Here is a 21,570-nt window from a genome sequence, read left to right on the forward strand (position 1 = left end):
AATGGGAGACGTTATTGATATATATGGTTTATCACCTTTGCAAAAAGGAATACTGTTTCATACTTTATACGATCAAGATGATGAATATTCTTTTTCCTATATTGTACAAGTAGGTTTCTTGCTCGGGGGGCAATTGGATGTTGATACTTTTGAAAAAGCTTGGGAATATGTTATTCAACGACATGAGGTACTGCGCTCAGTATTTGTTTGGGAGGAAGTAGAAAAACCTCTACAAGCAGTTTATGAACGTCTTCCTTTTACTATTCATCAAGAGGATTGGAGTACCCATTCACATGAGGAGAAGGAGAAGAAATTACACCAGTTTTTGACTGCAGATCGTAGGAAAGGATTTTTATTGGATGAAGCACCATTGATGAGAGTCACTGCGATTAAAGAAGCAGAAGGGGAGACGAGAATTATTTGGACACATCATCATATTTTGCTAGATGGTTGGAGTGTTTCATTGGTCTTTAGTGAAGTGATGGAAGTTTATCTCAAGATGATAAAGGGAGAATTGTTGAATCTTCCTAAATCTCTTCCTTATAAAAAATATATCCAGTGGATAAATAAACAAGATCAAAGTCAAGCAGAGGAATTTTGGAAAGAAGAATTAAAAGGGTTCTATGCACCTACGCCATTAGCGATGGAAAGAAAGGATCAAGGGCAGGAGAAGGGCTATGGAGAGTGTGTTTATCAGGTATCTGAGGAATTCACTGAGAATTTACAAGAGTGGGTACGAAATAGTCGATTAACATTGAATACATTAGTCCAAGGAGCATGGGCCTATTTGATGGGTAGGTATAGCGGTGAAAGTGACATCGTATTTGGCGTGACTAGCTCTGGACGTCCTACTGATTTGATAGGAGCAGAGAATATGGTAGGCCTATTTATTAACACATTACCTACTAGAATTCGATTAACGGATAATACATCTGTAGTAGATTGGCTTCATAAAATACAGATGAAAGAAATGGAACGAAGACAATATGAGTATAATTCATTGATAGATATTCAAGGGTGGAGTGAGGTTCCGCGAAATAGCTCCTTATTTCATACCTTGTATGTGTTTGAAAATTATCCAATTCAAGGTGAGAGAAATGATGATTTAAGATTACTAGATGTTAAAAGCGCGGAACAAACAAATTATCCTTTAACACTCATTGTAATGCCTGGTAAGAAAATTACTTTAAAGTTGATGTATGATCGAAGCTATTTTAATGAAGAAACAATAAATTGGATTCAGAATCACTTATTGCAAATATTAATTCAGATGACGAAGAGCCTAGATTCAAAACTCTTTGAAATTACTCATTTAACAGCGGAAGAACAGATACAGTTATTAGAGGAATGGAATCATACTCAAGTAAATTATTCGGCTGAAGGCATGATTCATACGATGTTTGAGGAGCAAGTTAAAAAAACGCCGGAAGCAATCGCGGCTATTTACGAAAATGAACAAATTACCTATAAAGAGTTGGAGGAGCGTGCGAATCAGCTAGCTCATTATTTACAAAAGCGTGGTGTAGGCTCAGAGTCTCTGGTTGGGGTATATATAGAACGTTCATTACAAATGATGATAGCGTTATTAGGTATTCTAAAATCAGGAGCAGCGTATGTTCCACTTGATCCTACTTATCCAGAGAGTCGGCTTCGATATATATTAGAGGATGCTGGAATCGAAGTACTAGTGACGGAAGAGAATTCTAAAAATTTGTTTGTATCTGAAAATGTTGAAACGATTTGTATGAATAAAGATTATACTGCAATTGAAAAAGAAGAAACAACCCCATGTATAAGTGGTGTAACAGGAAGAAGTTTAGCGTATGTTATGTATACTTCAGGATCTACAGGGAATCCAAAGGGAGTAATGATTGAGCATCATTCAGTAATCAATTATCTAGAATGGATGCAACATAAATATCCACTTTCTGAAAAGGATGTGGTCTTGCAGAAAACGCCATTCTCATTTGATGTCTCTGTTTGGGAGTTGTTTTGGGGTATTCACGTTGGTGCAAGTGTATCTTTCCTGCCTCCAGGTGGAGAAAAAGATCCTTCTATTATAGCTGAAGTGATTAAAAAACATCAGGTTACTATAGTTCAATTTGTACCTTCGATGTTATCTGTTTTCTTAGATCACTTCAATCATATTGAATTGAACATGAATTGTTCGTCCGTACGCCATGTATTTTCTGGTGGGGAAGAACTAAGTTCAGGGTTGGTTAGACGATTTCAACAGAAATGGAATCATAGTGGACAAGTGAAATTAACCAACTTTTATGGACCAACTGAAGCCACTATTTATGTGAATGCATTTGATATTCAGCCAAATCAAGAATTTGTTTCTATTGGGCAGCCGATACAGAACACGCAATTATATGTATTAGACCAAAATCAACGCTTGCAATCAATAGGAATTGAGGGTGAGTTATATATTGGTGGTGCTGGTTTAGCACGTGGATACTTAAATCGTCCGAATCTTACTGCTGAAAAATTCGTTTCGCATCCATATCGATTCGGGGAACGACTATATCGAACAGGAGATTCAGTAAGATATCTAACTGATGGAAATTTAGAATTTATAGGTAGAATGGACCATCAAGTCAAAATGCGTGGTTTTAGGATTGAATTAGGAGAAATTGAAGCGACTTTAGAAAAATGTTCGTTTATTAAAGAGGCTGTCGTATTAGTTAGAGAAGATCGTCCAGGTGATCAACGATTGGTTGCATATGTAATGAGCGATGGAAATACCCAAGAGTGGAGAGAGTATTTACAAAACCAATTACCGAATCATATGATTCCAGCGCACCTTGTAGAGTTAGAACACTTCCCGCTTACTCCGAATGGGAAAATTGACCGAAAGGCCTTGCCAGTACCTGATGAGCAAACTATTGGAGGTTTAAATGTTCTACCTCGGACGCCATCGGAGGAGCTTATTGCCTCGGTTTGGAGTCAAGTGTTAGGAACTGAAAATATCGGTATTCAGGATTCCTTCTTTGAACGGGGTGGGCACTCACTACTCGCTACTCAAATTGTTTCTCGATTACAAGAATTGTTCCAAATCAAAATCCCATTACGTGAACTTTTCAAGCACGATACAGTGGAGGCATTGGCGAAACGAGTAGATCAGTTACGAAAAGAAGATAAAAAACGAGAGGCTGCCCCCCTTGTACCTATGAAACGAGAAGAAGCTATTCCGCTTTCCTATGCGCAGAAACGTCTATGGTTTATTGATCAATTAATGTCAAATAGTGCTATGTACAATATTCATGCAGCGTGTCGCTTAACAGGTAAATGGTCAATTGAAGCGTTGGAGGTCGGATGGAATCAGTTGTTGGAGCGTCATGAATCATTACGGACGATAATTCTAGAACAAGAGGGTGAACCTTTCCAACAGGTTCAATCTCATGTATTCAGACATATCCCTCAATCGAATCTAACAGATCTCTCTTTTGAAGATAGGGAAAGAGAAATGAAACGGCTCATTCAAAACGAAGCGGAGGAACCATTTCATTTTGGACAAGGTCCTCTGATTCGAACACGAATATTGAAAGTGGACAGGGAAGAATGGGTTCTCATTTGTACGATGCATCATATTATTTCAGATGGATGGTCAATGGGGATTTTACTTGAAGAATGGATGGCTTTTTATGAAGGAGCACTAAGCGGAAAACCGGCGGAATTGAAGGAGTTATCTATCCAATATGCAGACTTTGTTATGTGGCAGAAGGAATGGCAAAAAGAAGAGAATTTGGATCAGCACCTTCGATATTGGAAGGAAGAATTGGCTGGGGAGTTACCGGTTTTACAATTACCGATGGATCGTCCTCGACCTGCGGTTCAAACCCATCGTGGTGCAAGTCAGTCCTTAATGGTGGCGAATTCCCTACAGGAAAAACTCAAAGATTTAAGTCTGCAAGAAGGATGCACTTTATTTATGACATTGATGGCAGCGTATCAAAGCTTCCTTTCTCGTTATACAGGACAGGATGACATCTTGGTTGGAAGCCCAATCGCTAATCGAAATGTTAAAGAGATTGAGGGATTAATAGGTTTCTTTGCAAATACGTTGGTTTATCGAGCTGATTTCAGTGAAAATCCGACGTTCCAAGAACTTTTGTCGCAGGTAAGAAAAAAAGCACTAAAAGCATACGAGTATCAGGACATCCCATTTGAGAAAGTGGTAGAATCCGTAAAGCCGGAACGGAATACAAGTCATTCACCAATATTTCAAACCATGTTTACTTTACAGAATACGAAGCAAGAATTTCCTCAGCTATCTGAAAGGCAAATGGAACTCATGGAAAGCCATGCTTCTGTAGCGAAATTTGATTTGAGTTTATTTGTTACTGAGACGGAAGAAGGATTATCACTAACCTTTGAATACAATACTGATTTGTTTGATGATACAACCATTGAACGTCTGGCAAGTCATTTTGAGCATTGGTTAAATCAAATTGTCTCTCATCCAAAATGTTTATTATCAGAATTGAATATGTTATCGAAAGTAGAATATAAGCAATTACTAGAAGAATGGAATGAATCAGCTGTTATAGATATAGAAGAATGCGCGATTCATACATTGTTTGAAGAACAAGTAGAAAAAACACCAGAAGCAATTGCAGTGGTATGCGAAGATGAAGAACTAACATATCGAGAGTTGGACGAACGCTCGAATCAGCTGGCACATTATTTACAGAAAAATGGTGTAGGTTGCGAATCATTGGTTGGGATTTGTGTTACACGTTCATCTGAGATGATTGTAGGCCTCTTAGGAATTATGAAGGCAGGAGGAGCATATGTCCCAATAGATCCAGCGTATCCGGAAAGTCGGCTGCAATACATTTTAGAGGATGCTCAAATAAAGGTACTAGTAACACAGGAAAAATTACAACAAAAAATGGTTATACCTAGATCCGTTGACGTGATTTGTATTGATCGTGATCGAGTAGAAATAGAACAAGAAGTAACTACGGTGTGTACGAGTGAAGTGACGGGCGATAACTTAGCCTATATTATCTATACTTCAGGTTCCACTGGAAATCCAAAGGGAGTAATGATTGAGCATAGGAGTACAGTAACAATGATTCGTTGGGCGCATCACACATATTCCCGAAAGGATTTAGCGGGAGTGTTGGCCTCCACTTCGCTATCCTTTGATCTATCTGTTTTTGAAGTGTTTGTTCCCCTAACGATGGGTGGTAAGGTGATTGTCGCTGAAAATGCTCTACATCTAGACAAGTTGTCTACCAAGGATGTGACTTTAGTCAATACTGTGCCATCGGCAGCGAAGGAACTGGTTCGAGCAAAAACACTTCCTTCTTCGGTAAAGGTGGTGAATTTGGCTGGAGAACCATTGTCATATTCACTTGTTCAAGATTTATATGAGAGAAGTACGGTTGAGAAGGTGTACAACCTATATGGACCGTCCGAAGATACTACTTATTCCACTTATATGGAATTAGAAAAAGGTGTCGTCCATAGGGTACCTCCAATTGGTAAACCAATCTTCAATACAGAAGTATATGTACTAAGTATTGAACAAAAAATGGTTCCAATTGGTGTAGTTGGTGAGCTGTACATTGGTGGATCGGGATTAGCACGTGGATACTTAAACCGCCCTGACTTAACGGAAGATCGTTTTATACCACATCCATTTAAAGAAGGGGAGCGAGTATACCGGACTGGAGATCTAGTAAGGTATTTGCCGGATGGAAATTTGGAGTATCTTGGCCGAATCGATCATCAGGTAAAAATTCGTGGGTTCCGGATTGAACTAGGAGAAATTGAAGCGACATTACAAAAGCATACATTAGTTAACGAAGCTATTGTGACGGTGAGGGAAGATTATCCTGGTGATCTACGTTTGATTGCTTATGTTGTAGGAGATGGGGATGCTCAAAAGTGGCGTGATTATCTCAAGGACCAGCTACCAAATTATATGATTCCAGCCTATTTTGTCGGATTGAATGCATTTCCACTCACTCCAAATGGAAAAATTGATAGGAAGGCCTTACCAGCACCAGAGAAACAGGAGATAGCAAGTGGTTATATTGCTCCTCGTACGCCTACGGAAAAAACAATCGTTTCAATATGGAATGAAGTTTTAGGTATGGAAAACATCGGAATTCAGGATTCGTTTTTTGAAATAGGTGGTCACTCATTACTTGCTACGCAAGCTGTTTCCAGTCTTAAAGAGGCTTTTGGAATTGAGATACCATTGCATGATTTATTTATGTTTCATACGGTGCAGCAATTGGCAGAACAGATTGATCAATTGCTCTATAACAAAAATCAAGAAATTCAGAATGATAGTAAGGAGAATGTAAGTCTTCAAGACTATATTCAAAAAGAAGCAGAAGTCAGTAATGATGAAGAATTACTAGAACTGCTTAAGCAATTAGAAGAGCTATCAGAGGAAGAAGCACAAGGGATATTCGAGAGTAATTTGATTCAGGAAGGGGTAAAAAAATGAAAAGTGATTTACTTGCAAAGCTGAGTTCACTTTCTCCTGAGAAGAGAGCATGGCTTCAGAAGCAAATGCAAAAAAAGGAGAATAAAGAAGCACTCCCGTTGTCTTATGCACAAAAACGTTTGTGGTTTATGGACAGATTTAACCCAAACAGTTCTTTATATAATATTCCAACAGTATGGCATCTAAAAGGAAATTGGATACCTGAAGCATTAGAGAAGGGATTCAATCGACTCATTGAACGTCATGAATCATTACGAACTGTTTTTAAAGAAATAGGAGAACAGCCTGTGCAACAAATTGTCGAATTCCTTCCTAGAGCATTACCTGTAAGAGATTACTCTCAACTTCCTCTAGAAGTAAAAGAAAAAGAGGTAGATAGTTTAATTGCGAGAGAAGCGCAAGAACCATTTGATTTAATGAATGGTCCTTTAATTCGTAATCAGCTTGTTCAATTAGAGAAGGATGAATGGTTATTACTGTGTACGATGCATCATATTATTTCTGATGCTTGGTCCATTGGTATATTCATGAATGAATTCCTTGCTTTCTATGAAGAAGAAACGGGCGGAAATCCTGCTAAATTAAGTTCATTATCCATTCAATATGCAGACTTTGCGAAGTGGCAAAAGGAGTGGTTGCAAGGTGATGTGCTAAATCGTCAGCTTACGTATTGGCAGGAAGAATTGTCTGGTGAGCTTCCTATCTTACAACTGCCAGTGGATCGACCTCGACCGGTTAAGCAGACTTACTCTGGGGCTGCGTATCATGTGATTTTTCCTTATAAATTGCTCAGTCAATTGAAGGATATAAGTCGACAAGAAGGATCTACTTTATTTATGACTTTAATGGCCGCATACCAGAGCTTTCTTGCTCGTTATACGGGACAAAAAGATATTCTAGTTGGTAGTCCGATTGCAAATCGGAACCATAAGGGAGTAGAAGGATTAATTGGTTTCTTTGTTAATACGTTGGTTTATCGATCAGATTTGAGTGGCACCCCTACTTTTCGAGAGATTTTGAACAAAACAAAGAAAAAGGCGTTAAAAGCTTACGAATATCAAGATATACCATTTGAAAAAGTGGTAGAAGCTGTGCAACCTGAACGAAGCATGAGTCATTCCCCTATATTTCAGACCATGTTTACGCTACAGAATATAAAACAAGAACGACTAGATTTGACTGATAGAAGTATTGAAATGGTAGAAAGTAATATGTCTATTGCTAAATTTGATTTGAGCTTAACTGCCTATGAAGTGGAAGAAGGTCTATTTGTCTCATTTGAATACAACACGGATTTATTTGATAGTAGTACCATTGCACGTATGGCAGGACATTTTGAGAACTGGCTAAATGAAATCACGTATCATCCAGATGAATCATATACAAAGCTGTCAATGTTATCGGATACTGAGCAAAAACAACTCCTAGAAGAATGGAATGATACGGACGTAGTTTATGGTCATGATTGTATGATTCATGAGCTATTTGAGCAGCAAGTTGCACGGACACCTGATGCAGTGGCGGTAGTTTATGAGGGTGGAAAGCTAACGTATCAAGAACTTAATGAAAAATCGAATCAATTGGCGCATTTTTTACAAAAACGAGGTATCGGACCTGAATCATTGGTCGGTATATGTATTGAACGTTCTCCTGATATGATTATCGGTCTCTTTGGGATTTTGAAGGCAGGTGGGGCTTATGTCCCACTGGACCCAAGTTATCCCGAAAACCGCCTGAGATATATTTTGGAGAATTCACAAATTCAAGTGCTGTTAACAAAAGAAACACTACAGGACTGGTTACCTAAAGATATCCAAGCAATTTGTTTAGACCGGGATCAAGCGATGATTTCTAAAGAGAGTAATTTAGCCCCGGTAAGTGGAGTAACAGCAAATAACTTAGCCTATATTATATACACTTCGGGTTCGACGGGAAATCCAAAGGGGGTAATGATTGAACATCATTCCGTTATCAATCGCCTACAGTGGATGCAGAAAAAATATCCATTGGCCGAGGAGGATACAATCCTACAAAAGACACCGTTTTCGTTCGATGTTTCTGTCTGGGAATTATTTTGGTGGTCATTTGTAGGAGCACGTGTTTGTTTACTTCCACCTGGAGGAGAGAAAGATCCTGCGGTGATTGAGGAGTATATTGAGCGATATCGTGTGTCCACCATGCATTTTGTTCCGTCGATGTTATCTACTTTCTTAGATTATATGGAACTATATAATTCGAAAAGGGATGTCTCGTCTTTAATTCAAGTTTTTACTAGTGGAGAAGCGTTAAACACTGAGCAGGTTCGCCGGTTTAAGGGGATCTTTTACAATGTTCAGCAAACAAAGTTAATTAACTTGTATGGTCCTACTGAAGCGACTGTGGATGTGACTTATTATGATTGTGATTTAGAAAAAGAAGCAATGCTTATTCCGATTGGTCGTCCGATTGATAATACAGAGTTGTATGTGTTAGATCAATATCAACAAGTGGTCCCGATTGGTGTGGCAGGGGAACTTTACCTTGGAGGAGTAGGATTGGCACGTGGCTACTTCAATCGACCAGATTTAACTACTGAACGTTTTATTCCGCATCCCTTTAAGGACGGAGAACGATTATATCGAACGGGTGACTTGGTGAGATATATGAATGATCGTAACTTGGAATATATTGGAAGGATAGATAACCAAGTTAAAATTAGAGGATTCCGAATTGAATTGGGAGAAATTGAAGCAGCTTTATATGATTACTCATCTGTAAAAGAGGCAGTCGTGTTGGTGAAGGAAGATCGACCAGGAGATAAGCAGTTAGTAGCTTATGTAGTGGGTGAAGGGGATACTGGGGAGTGGCGTGAATATCTCAAGAAGCAACTGCCACATTATATGGTTCCGGCATACTTTTTCAAAATTGAAGGTATGCCACTCACTCCAAATGGTAAGGTGAATCGGAAAGCCTTACTGGAATTAGAAGAACAGTTCATAAGTGAAGATATTACTTCATCAAGAACACCAGTGGAGGAGCTTATCGTTTCCGTTTGGAGCCAAGTGTTAGGAATAAAAAACATTAGTGTTCAGGATTCCTTTTTTGAAATCGGTGGTCATTCACTACTAGCTACTCAAGTAATGTCACGTTTACAGGGAATTTTTCAAATCGACTTACCAGTACGTGAACTATTTGAATATACAACGGTGGAGTCACTGGCAAAGCGATTAGATCAGTTACGTAAAGGAAATAAAAAACGAGAGATTCCGCCGCTAATACCAATGAAACGAGGAGAAGCTATTCCACTATCTTATGCCCAACAACGCTTATGGTTTATTGATCAATTTACACCTAATAGTGCCCTTTACAATATGCCAATGGTATGCCGCCTTACAGGGAATTGGCTACTTGAAGCATTGGAAACGGGATGGAATCAACTAATAGAACGTCATGAATCACTGCGGACGGTCTTTCACGAAGTGAACGGTCAACCCGTACAGCAAATTGAACCGTATGCTTTTCAATCAATTCCGAAAACGGATTTAACTATGCTTTCTTCTGAAGATCAAGAAGAAGAAGTTAAACGTTTAATTCAACAAGAAACAGAAGTGCCATTTGATTTAACAGAGGGTCCATTAATCAGGACAAGTATTTTGCACGTGGGAGAGGAAGAATGGATACTCCTTTGTACTCTACATCATATCATTTCAGATGGATGGTCAATGGGAATCCTACTTGAAGAATGGATGGCATTTTATGAGAAAGCAACGGATGGAAAGGTAGCGGAACTTGAACCATTACCGGTTCAATATGCCGACTTTGCTCAGTGGCAAAAAGGATGGCTAAAGGAGGAGGTGCTGGATCAACAACTCCAATATTGGAGGGAAGAATTGTCTGGGGAGCTTCCTGTACTCCAACTTCCTATCGATCGCCCGCGTCCCGCAATACAAACTCATCACGGGTCGATATACACTCTGGTTCTGCCAAGCACGCTACATGATAAATTGAATGAACTTAGTCGAAAAGAAGGGGCTACACTCTTCATGACGCTTTTAGCTGCATATCAAAGTTTTCTATCTCGTTATACGGGACAAGAAGATATTCTGGTCGGAAGCCCAATTGCGAATCGGAATTATAGAGAAATTGAAGGACTAATTGGTTTCTTCGTTAACACGCTGGTTTATCGAGCTAATTTGAGTGGTAGACCGACATTTCAAGATGTACTGTATCAGGTTCGTCAAAAGGCATTGAAGGCGTATGAATATCAAGATATTCCATTTGAAAAAATTGTAGAAGTTGTGCAACCGGAGCGAAGTACAAGTCATTCGCCAATCTTCCAGACTATGTTCATTTTGCAAAATATGAAACAAGAGTTTCCGGTGTTATCTAGTAGAAGTATTGAAATGATAGAAAGCCATAGTCCAATTGCAAAGTTTGATTTAAGTGTAATGGCAGCTGAGACGGAAGAGGGTTTACTTTTTACTTTTGAGTACAATAAGGATTTATTCAATGCTACTACTATTGAACGGATGGCAGGACACTTTGAGAAATGGTTACATGAAGTTTCTCATCGCCCACAAAATCCGTTGCATGACCTGAGCATGCTATCAGAACCCGAGCGTACTTTGTTATTAGAAACATGGAATGACACTGTAATGGAAATGTCTCATCAGGGTCTTGTTTGCGACAGATTTGAGGAGCAAGTAACAAGGCGTCCTGATGCGATTGCGGTAGTTGATCAAACAAAACAGTGGACTTATGGTGAACTGGATACACAAGCAAATCAGTTGGCAAATGTTTTACAGCGAAAGGGAGTAGCCCCAGAGTCAGTGGTAGGAGTTTATCTTCCGAGGTCAGCTGAGCTGATGGCAAGTTTACTAGGCATTTTAAAAGCTGGTGGAGCTTATGTCGTTTTAGATCCGTTGTATCCAAAATCAAGGTTAGAATACATGATTGAAGATGCAGGAATTCAATTTGTAGTGACGGCGGAAGGACAAGAAGGACATTTCGCACACGTCGAAATGGTGAGGTTAGAAGAATTAACGGTGGAAAGCGTAATCGCACCTACACGTCAAATAAATCCAGAGAACTTAGCCTATATTGTCTATACCTCTGGTTCTACAGGAAAACCGAAGGGTGTCATGGTTGAATATCGCTCATTAATGAATATGGTTTCTTGGCATCAGGAAGTTTATCATATTTCAGCAGAGGATCGTGCGACTCAGATTGCAGGGGTTGCTTTTGATTCGGCTGTCCAGGAGATTTGGCCGTATCTAACTGCTGGCGCAACACTCTACTTGTCAACAGAGGAACTGAGAATTAATCCAGAAGCACTAAGGGACTGGCTCATTGATTCACGAATAACAGCTAGCTTTGCACCTACGCCTATTCTGGAAAGGCTCTTGAAATTATCTTGGCCAGATAAAACGGATCTTCGTTTTATCATTACTGGTGGGGATCAATTAACGCAGTACCCATCTAACGATATTCCTTTTGCGGTAATTAATCAGTATGGTCCATCGGAAAATACCGTTGTTACCACAGATTGTTATGTACCTGTAGGAGTGACAACAGGTACGCCATCGATTGGTCGACCGATTGCGAATACAGAAGTTTATGTGTTAGATTCTCATCTTCAGCTAGTACCAATTGGTGTAATTGGAGATCTCTATATTGGAGGGAAGAGTCTTGCACGTGGATATGCTAATCGTCCGGATCTTACAAAGGAAAAATTTATTCCACATCCTTTCAAGTCAGGAGAACGTCTCTATTATACAGGAGACAAAGCAAGTTATCTTTCTGATGGTAATCTCCAGTTCCATGGACGTATAGATGACCAAGTGAAAATTCGTGGTTTCCGGATTGAATTGGGAGAAATAGAAGCTGTTTTGCAGGCACATTCTTCTGTGAAAGAAGCAGTTGTATTGGTACGAGAGGATAATCAAGGTGACAAGAGATTAGTAGCTTATGTAGTTGGTGAAGGAAGTGTACATGAATGGCGAGAACATCTACAAACACATTTACCAAATTACATGGTTCCAACAAACTTTATTGAGATGGAATTTTTACCACTTACACCGAATGGAAAACTTGATTTGAAGGCATTGCCTATACTTAGTGAACAATCCGCCGAAAATACTGTATACCCACGAACTCCGCTGGAAGAACTTATCGCTTCAGTGTGGAGTCAAGTGCTAGGAATAAAAGAAATTGGTGTTCAGGATTCTTTCTTTGAGCTTGGTGGTCACTCTCTACTTGCTACACAAGTGGTCTCACGCTTACAGGAAGTCTTTCAAATCAAATTACCGGTACGTGAACTGTTCGAATATTCAACGGTCGAGGCATTATCGAAACGAATAGATCAGTTACGTAAGGGGAGTGAAAAACGAGAAATTCCACCATTGGTGCCGATGGAACGCGGAAATAATATTCCACTATCTTATGCCCAACAGCGCTTATGGTTTATTGATCAATTTGCACCTAATAGTGCACTTTATAATATGCCAATGGCATGCCGCCTTACAGGGAATTGGTTACCTGAGGGATTGGAGTTGGGATGGAATCAGTTGATAGAGCGTCATGAATCTTTGCGGACTGTATTTTATGAAGAGGATGGCCATCCTGTGCAGCAGATTCAACCGTACGTTTTCCGTCCGCTTCTCCAAATGGACTTAACTAAGCTTTCATTAGAGGAGCGAGAAAGAAAGTTGGAGCAATGGATTCAAACTGAAGTCGAATCTCCATTTGATTTAGAACAAGGGCCATTGTTCCGTGGGAAACTCATAAGAATTTCAGAAGAAGAATGGGTTCTTCTGTGTAATATGCATCATATTATCTCAGATGGATGGTCGATGGAAATCTTACTTCAAGAATGGATGGCATTTTATGAGAATGCGATTGGTGAAAAACAAGCAGATCTGGAACCACTACCAGTTCAATATGCCGATTTTGCTCAGTGGCAAAGAGAATGGTTGAAAGATGAAGTACTATATCAACAACTTGCATATTGGAAGGAAGAATTATCTGGTGAGTTACCAGTCTTAATGTTGCCAGTGGATCGTCCGCGTCCGCCAGTGCAAACCCACCATGGATTAACTCATAATGTTTTGTTATCGCGCCCATTACTGGATAAATTAAACGAACTAAGTCGTCAAGAAGGGGCCACACTTTTCATGACCTTATTGGCATCGTATCAAAGTTTCCTTGCTCGTTATACGGGACAAACGGATATTATTGTTGGCAGCCCAATTGCAAATCGAAATTATCGAGAAATTGAAGGACTGATTGGTTTCTTTGTCAATACATTGGTTTATCGAGCTGATTTAAGTAATGCACCGGCATTTCAAGAGTTGTTGTCTCAAGTGCGGATAAAAGCATTGAAGGCATATGAGTATCAAGATGTTCCGTTTGAGAAAATTGTAGAGGTTATCCAACCTGAACGAAATACAAGCCATTCTCCGATTTTCCAAACCATGTTTACTTTGCAAAATACGGGACAGAAGCTACCAGAACTACATGGAAGAAATATAGAAGTAATGGAAAGTAATGCTCCAATCGCTAAGTTTGATTTAAGTTTAACAGCTGCAGAAGTGGAAGAGGGTTTATTACTTACTTTTGTTTATAGAACTGATTTATTTGACAGCTTAACTATTGAATCCATGGCTGAACATTTTGGGAACTGGTTGAATGTAATCGTGGAGAATCCTGATAAATCATTAGCTAAGTTGCCTATATTATCAGGATTACAGCAAAAACAGTTGGAAGAGTGGAATAATAATGCTGTAGCATATCTACGGGAAAGTACGATTCATCAGCTGTTTGAAGAGCAAGTAAATCGTACACCTGATGCGGTAGCAGTGGTAGATGAAAAACAGCAGTTAACATATCGAGAGCTTAATGAAAAAGCTAATCAATTGGCCCACTATCTTCAGCAATGTGGGATTGGGACTGAATCATTAGTTGGACTTTGCTTTGAGCGTTCAGTTGAGATGATTGTTGGTATTATGGGGATCTGGAAGGCTGGAGCAGCATATGTTCCATTGGACCCATCATATCCAGAAAGTCGCATACGATATATTTTGGAGGACACTGAAATTCAAGTATTAGTTACGAATGAGTCATTAGGAGGTTGGATACCCAAAGAAGTCAAGGCAGTTTGTCTAGATAGGGATCAGGCAATGATTTCAAAAGAAAGCATTCTTTCACCAAAATGTGAAGTAACAGGAGAAAACCTAGCGTATGTTATCTATACTTCTGGATCGACGGGGAATCCAAAGGGTGTCTTGATACAGCATCATTCTGTAATAAACTTGTCGCATGGTTTACAAAAAGAGGTTTTCGAACATGAGATACCATCTAACATGCATGTCGGTTTAAATGCGTCAATTGCCTTTGATGCATCTATTCAGCAATTACAAATGCTGTTGTATGGTTCAAGTTTGTATATTATTCCGAATGAAGTACGAAGTGATCCGGAACAGTTTGTAGCTTATATTAGGGAGAACAAGTTAGCAATCTTTGATATAACACCTTCAATGCTTCAATTACTTATAGATGCCGGACTGTTAGAAACGTACGATGGTGTTCATGTTCCAAGTAAGGTATTGGTTGGCGGCGAAGCGATTATGCCGTCATTATGGGAACAGCTAGTAGAGACTGTTAAAATTGAGTTTTATAATGTATATGGTCCTACAGAATGTACGGTTGATGCAACATGCTATCATATCAAAAAAGATAGTGAAAGAGTAACGATTGGGCGTCCGTTGCCTAACGTTCAAACTTATGTATTGGATAGAAATGGGTTGCCAGTTCCAGTTGGTGTGATGGGTGAACTTTATATCGGAGGAGCGGGTCTAGCGAGGGGATACTTAAATCGTCCAGAGTTAACATCCGAACGATTTATTTCTCATCCATTCAAAGAAGGCGAGAGATTATATAGAACAGGCGATCTTGTGAGATATCTTTCTGATGGTAATATAGACTATTTAGGAAGAATGGATAATCAAGTGAAGATTAGAGGATTTCGAATCGAACTTGGGGAGATTGAGTCGACTTTACAGGAGCATGACTTGATAAAAGAGGCAGTTGTAATAGTTAGGGAAAATCAGTCGGGAGATAAGAGGTTAGTAGCTTATATAGTGGGCGAAGGCAGTTTAGAAGAATGGCGTGAGTATCTTAAAATAAAACTACCAATCCATATGATACCTTCCTACTTTGTCGAAATGAAAGAATTACCGCTAACCATAAATGGAAAGGTTGATCGGAAATCGTTACCTATACCAGATTATCAAGGAACACAAGAAGGGTACGCGGCCCCAAGAAATGAACGTGAACATAAGCTTTCTATCATTTGGGAAAGTGTGCTAGGTTCAAAACGTATTGGTATTTATGATAACTTTTTTGAAATTGGTGGAGATTCAATTCTTAGCATTCAGATTGTCTCTCGTGCGAAGCAAGCTGGTTTACAGTTGACACCAAAACAACTATTTGAACACCAAACGATTGCTGAGTTGGCGCTAGTAGTCAAAGAAGAACAAGGTGTACAAGCTGAACAAGGAATTATAACTGGAGAGACGATACTTACACCTATTCAGCAAAGGTTTTTTGCACAAAATCATCCTAACCCACATCATTGGAATCAATCCATGTTCTTTAGAACGAAAGAAAAATTGGACATAGGATCACTGGAAAAGGCAGCGCGTAACCTTCTACTTCATCATGATGCCCTGCGTTTAAGATATGAACGTTTACCTAATGGGGCTTGGAAACAGTGGAATGAAGGAATTGAAGAACAATTGATGCTGACTGTCATTTCATTAGACGAAGTGCCGGAAGCGGATTGGCATGAAGTTATTCAAAAAGAGATTAATGTTGCACAAGAAAGATTGAATTTACATGATGGTCCGTTAATGAGAATGGTGTATTTTGATGAAGGTGAGAAGACTGGCCGATTATTTTGGACAATTCATCACTTAGCCGTGGATGGTGTTTCTTGGCGAATTTTATTGGAAGATTTGCAAACAGCATATACGCAAGCAGTCCAAGGGCAAAAAATTCAATTACCTATGAAGAGTACATCTTTTAAAGAATGGTCGGAGAAATTACAACATTACGCTGAAACTGGAATATCAAAAGAAGTGCTACATTACTGGGAGCAGCAGGGTGAACAAGACGTAGTTATACTGCCAGTAGATGGTACTATAAGTAATCCAGTAAGCGCAGTAACTGAGGAAATTACTGTGGTGTTAAATGAGAATGAGACCCGTATGTTATTGCAAGAGACTTTAAGCACTCACCGTGTCCAAATCAATGAAGTATTATTAGCAGCATTGGTACAAGCTACAGCAGCATGTACGGGGCAGCCGATATTAAGCGTAGATTTAGAGGGACATGGTCGAGAAGAGATTATTGAAGATGTTGATTTATCGAGAACCGTGGGATGGTTTACAAGTATTTACCCAGTTCATTTAAATATTACTAGTGCTAATACGCCAATTGCAGCATTAAAAGCAGTTAAAGAACAAGTTCGCAAAATTCCTAATAAGGGTGTTGATTATGGGGTGTTGCGTTACATGAACGCAACAATGTGTGAGCAATTGAGCTCTCAACATACACCGTCTATTAGTTTTAACTATCTTGGACAATTTGATCAAATGTTTTCTAGCGATGCAATGTTTATGCCGGAGAACGAATTTAAGCGTTTAGATCATGCTGCCGGTTCCAAGCGATCGCATGTAATTGATGTAATTGGGGTTGTAACGAATGGAAAACTTCAGTTCACTTGGGTATACAATGTTGAACAATTCGCCAAATCAAAGATTCAAAGTATGGCACAGAATATGCTATATCAACTGAGCAGATTGATTCAACCTTCAGATAGAGAATCTGCACTGACCATTTCGGATTTTGCAATGGCTAATCTTAACCAAGTAGGTTTGACAAATGTACTAAACAAAATGAATCGTGGAAAGAACAATCAGATTACTGATTTATATCCACTATCACCTTTGCAAGAAGGTATGATTTTCCACACATTGCATGACCAAGGGAATGAACATGTTGCACCGTATATAGTGCAATTAAGTTTTATGATTAAAGGAAAAATGGATATTCCTACTTTTGAGCAGGCATGGAAATCTGTAATTCAGCGGCATGAAATTTTTCGTACAGCATTTGTTTGGGACGAAATTGAAGAACCATTACAAGTGGTGTATGAAAATATCCCATTTAAAGTGAACAAAGAAGACTGGCGTACAATGACAACTAAAGAGATAGAGGAAAAAAGAAAAGTCTTTTTGGCATTAGATCGAAAACAAGCCTTCCAATTTGATGAAGCGCCATTGATGCGGGTAACGGTCATTCAAGAAGGTGAGGAAGAATATCGGATTGTTTGGACACATCACCATATTTTACTGGATGGATGGAGTTTACCATTGGTCTTTAATGAATTACTTACAGTCTATCAGAAGAGAATGAATGGAAAAGCTGTAAAGTTACCTAAACCCTCACCATATAAGAAATATATCCAATGGCTCAGGGAACAAGATAAGGAGCAGGCGGAACAATTCTGGAGAGAAAAGCTTAAAGGTTTTACTGCACCAACTTTGCTGGGCTTAGAAAGTAAAGAGGAAGAAAAAGGTTATACAGAAAAGGTTACCTATTTATCAGAAGAGCAGACTCAAGCGTTACAAGGATGGGCGAAACGAAATAAACTTACTTTGAGTACAGTAATTCAAGGTGCATGGGCATATCTCATGAGCCGATATAGTGGAGAAAATGACATTGTCTTTGGTGTAACAAGCTCAGGGCGTCCTACGGAGATTATTGATGTTGAAAACATCGTAGGTCCTTTCATTACAACGTCACCGACGCGAATTCAATTGATGGATGATATAAAAGTAATAGATTGGTTGCAGAAGATACAAGAGGAAGAGATAGAAAGAAGACAATATGAGTATGCTTCTTTGACAGAGATTCAGGGGTGGAGTGAGGTTCCTAGAGGTACACCGCTGTTCAATTGTTTATATGTGTTTGAAAATTATCCAGTGAAAGAAGGATCTTCAGGAAATTTGGAAATTGGTGAATTGAAAGGGGTAGAACAAACCCACTACCCACTAGGATTGGCTATAGTTCCAGGAATCCAGTTATCGTTAAAGTTAATGTATGACCGTAGTAAGTTTAATAGAGTAACCATTGAACGAACGTTGGGTCATTTACACAAAGTGTTAATGCAAATGCTCAAAAACATTGATCAAAATCTATCGGAACTAGTATATATTACGGAGGCTGAACAAAGAAGGCTATTGGAAGAATGGAATAATAATGCTATATCCTATCCACGTGAGAATGTAATTCATCAACTATTCGAAGAGCAAGTAAATCGTACACCTGACGCGGTGGCATTGGTAGATGATAAACAGCAACTAACGTATCGAGAGATGAATGAAAGAGCTAATCAATTAGCCCATCATTTACAGAAATGTGGAATTGGGACAGAGTCATTAGTTGGCCTCTGCTTTGATCGATCAGTTGAGATGGTTGTTGGTCTCATGGGAATTTGGAAGGCTGGAGCAGCCTATGTTCCATTGGATCCATCTAATCCGGAAAGCCGCCTGCAATATATTTTAGAAGACACGGGAATTAAAGTGTTAGTTACAAATGAGGTATTACTAGGATGGATACCTAAAGACATCAAGACAGTTTGCCTAGATAGGGACCAAGCAATGCTTTCTCAAGAAAGCAAACTTTCACCAATATGTGAGGTAACAGGGGAAAACTTAGCGTATGTTATCTATACTTCTGGTTCGACAGGGAATCCAAAGGGGGCTTTAGTACAGCACCATTCTGTAATAAACCTATCCTATGGTTTACAAAAAGAAGTTTTCTCACATGAGATACCTAGTAATATGCGCGTCGGTTTGAATGCGTCAATTGCCTTTGATGTATCTATTCAGCAATTACAAATGTTGCTTTATGGTTCAAGTTTATATATTATCCCAAGTGAAGTTCGCACTAATCCGGAACAATTTGTGTCCTATATTAGGGAGAATAAATTGGAAATGTTTGATATGACACCTTCATTACTTCAATTACTTATAGATGGGGGATTGCTAGAAATAAGTGCTGATGTTCATGTACCAAGTAAGATATTAGTCGGTGGTGAAGCAATCATGCCGTCATTATGGGAACAGCTAGTAGAGACCGAAAAAATTGATTTTTATAACGTATACGGTCCTACAGAATGTACGGTTGATGCAACGTGTTATCATATTCAAACAGATAGTAAGAAAGTTACAATTGGACGTCCGTTGCCGAACGTTCAAACTTATGTATTGGATAAAAATTTGTTACCTGTTCCAGTTGGTGTAACAGGTGAGCTATATATCGGTGGTGCAGGTATAGCGAGAGGATACTTGAATCGTCCAGAATTAACAGCAGAGCGATTTATCCGTCATCCATTTAATGAAGAAGAGCGTTTATATCGTACGGGAGATTTGGTTCGTTATTTACCTGATGGTAATTTAGATTACTTGAGAAGAATTGATAATCAAGTGAAAATTAGGGGCTTTCGTATTGAACTTGAAGAGATTGAAGCGAATCTAGAGAGGCATCCATTGGTAAAAGAAGCAGTAGTTTTGGTAACAGAGGATAAATTAGGAGAGCAGAGATTGGTTGCTTATGTAGTTGGAGATGGAAGTATGCATGATTGGCGTGAATATCTCAAGAGACAAGTACCGAATTATATGGTTCCTGCACACTTTATTAAGATAGACGAGATTCCTCTTACAACGAATGGAAAAGTTGATCGAAAGGCATTGAACAATTTAACTATTCAAAGAGAAAATAACTTCTCTACACCAATCATTCCAAGGGATGAAATTGAATATCAGTTGATTAAAATCTGGCAGGATTTGTTACAGATAGAAGTTGTCTATGTAAATGATGATTTCTTTAATAGAGGGGGACACTCTCTCCTTGTAATTAAATTAGTTTCAAAAATTAGGGAGAAGTTTGGAAAAGAGATTAAGGTGTCTACATTGGTTAAGAATCCAACAGTGGAAGGAATCGCATGCCTTATTCGTGATAAGCATGATATGACGAAATCAGTATCAGCGCTGGTTCCACTGCAAGAATCAGAAAAAAGATCTTTCTTCTGCGTTCATCCGTTTATGGGGAATGTATTCTGTTACATTCAACTAGCAAGATTGCTTAAGAACCACTGTTCATTTTATGGTTTACAGAATCCTCTCATAGAAAAGAGAGAAATTGATGATTTGACCTTGCCGGAAGTAATTCAACTTTACATTGAAGAAATAAAACGTGTTCAGCCAGAAGGCCCATATCGTCTTGGAGGATGGTCTTTAGGCGGTGCAATTGCTTATAAAATTGCAACTGTATTAAGGAATCAAGGAGAGGAAGTTGAGTTTTTGGTACTAATGGATACTAAAGTACCTTCAGAGCAAGATCGTAAAACAAGGGAGGATATGCTCTCATATATATCTGAACATTTCATTCCTAGAGATCTTACTGAGCAGGAAGAAGGCCTCGTCCATAAGCAAGATATGCTTGTGGAGCGATTAATTATGGAAGGAGTACTCCCGCCTGATGCAAATCTTATGAATTTGAAGCAAGTTATCAATGCTCATAGGAAATGCCTGAACTTAATGGCAGAGAATGATTTGATACCATACTTTGGAGAAGTTATCTACTTTAGTGCTGAGGAAGGAAAAGAGTTGTTTACAAATTGGGGACCTTTATTAAAAGGAAGAGTAAATAAGTATTCTGTCCCTGGATCACATGAGGAAATAGTAGACTTCCCCGCAGTTGAAAAGATAGCTAAGTACCTATTAAATGAATTTGAAGGGATAAAAGAAACATCCCTTTCATTTACTGAAAAGTAGAGAGTGCAAAAGATGCAACGCTATGAACGAAAAGGGCAGCCCAATAACTGCAAATAAAGTGTAGGCAATAATGAATATATCAAGAGTATTACTTTTTAAGAGGATAATGGAAAATTTACTTGATAGAGACATAGAAACCTATATGAGCTGCTCATAGAATGATGTAAATGCTCTCCATTTTTTGTAATAGAAGCTAATGCTTTGATGATATTACTGAGG

At 38.9% G+C, this 21,570-nt stretch carries 2 protein-coding genes; both read left to right on the top strand.

Going from position 1 to position 21,570, the window contains the following annotated elements; genetic code table 11:
- The first annotated feature begins 1 nt into the window (after position 1).
- Entirely contained in the window at positions 2-6,472 is a 6,471-nt protein-coding gene (locus MKX31_RS27730) for a non-ribosomal peptide synthetase (protein ID WP_222655516.1), read from the top strand.
- A complete protein-coding gene (locus MKX31_RS27735) occupies positions 6,469-21,351 on the top strand; it encodes a non-ribosomal peptide synthetase (RefSeq protein WP_340981783.1) in 14,883 nt (4,960 codons plus the stop codon). The genes MKX31_RS27730 and MKX31_RS27735 overlap by 4 nt, the downstream gene beginning before the upstream one ends.
- Positions 21,352-21,570: the final 219 nt, after the last annotated feature.

The organism is Bacillus sp. FSL M8-0063, assembly GCF_038005545.1.
Classification (GTDB): domain Bacteria; phylum Bacillota; class Bacilli; order Bacillales; family Bacillaceae_G; genus Bacillus_A; species Bacillus_A wiedmannii.

Coding starts and splice junctions, on each gene's coding strand:
- MKX31_RS27730 (WP_222655516.1), top strand. CDS start 2: ATGGGAGACGTTATTGATATATATGGTTTATCACCTTTGCAAAAAGGA.
- MKX31_RS27735 (WP_340981783.1), top strand. CDS start 6,469: ATGAAAAGTGATTTACTTGCAAAGCTGAGTTCACTTTCTCCTGAGAAG.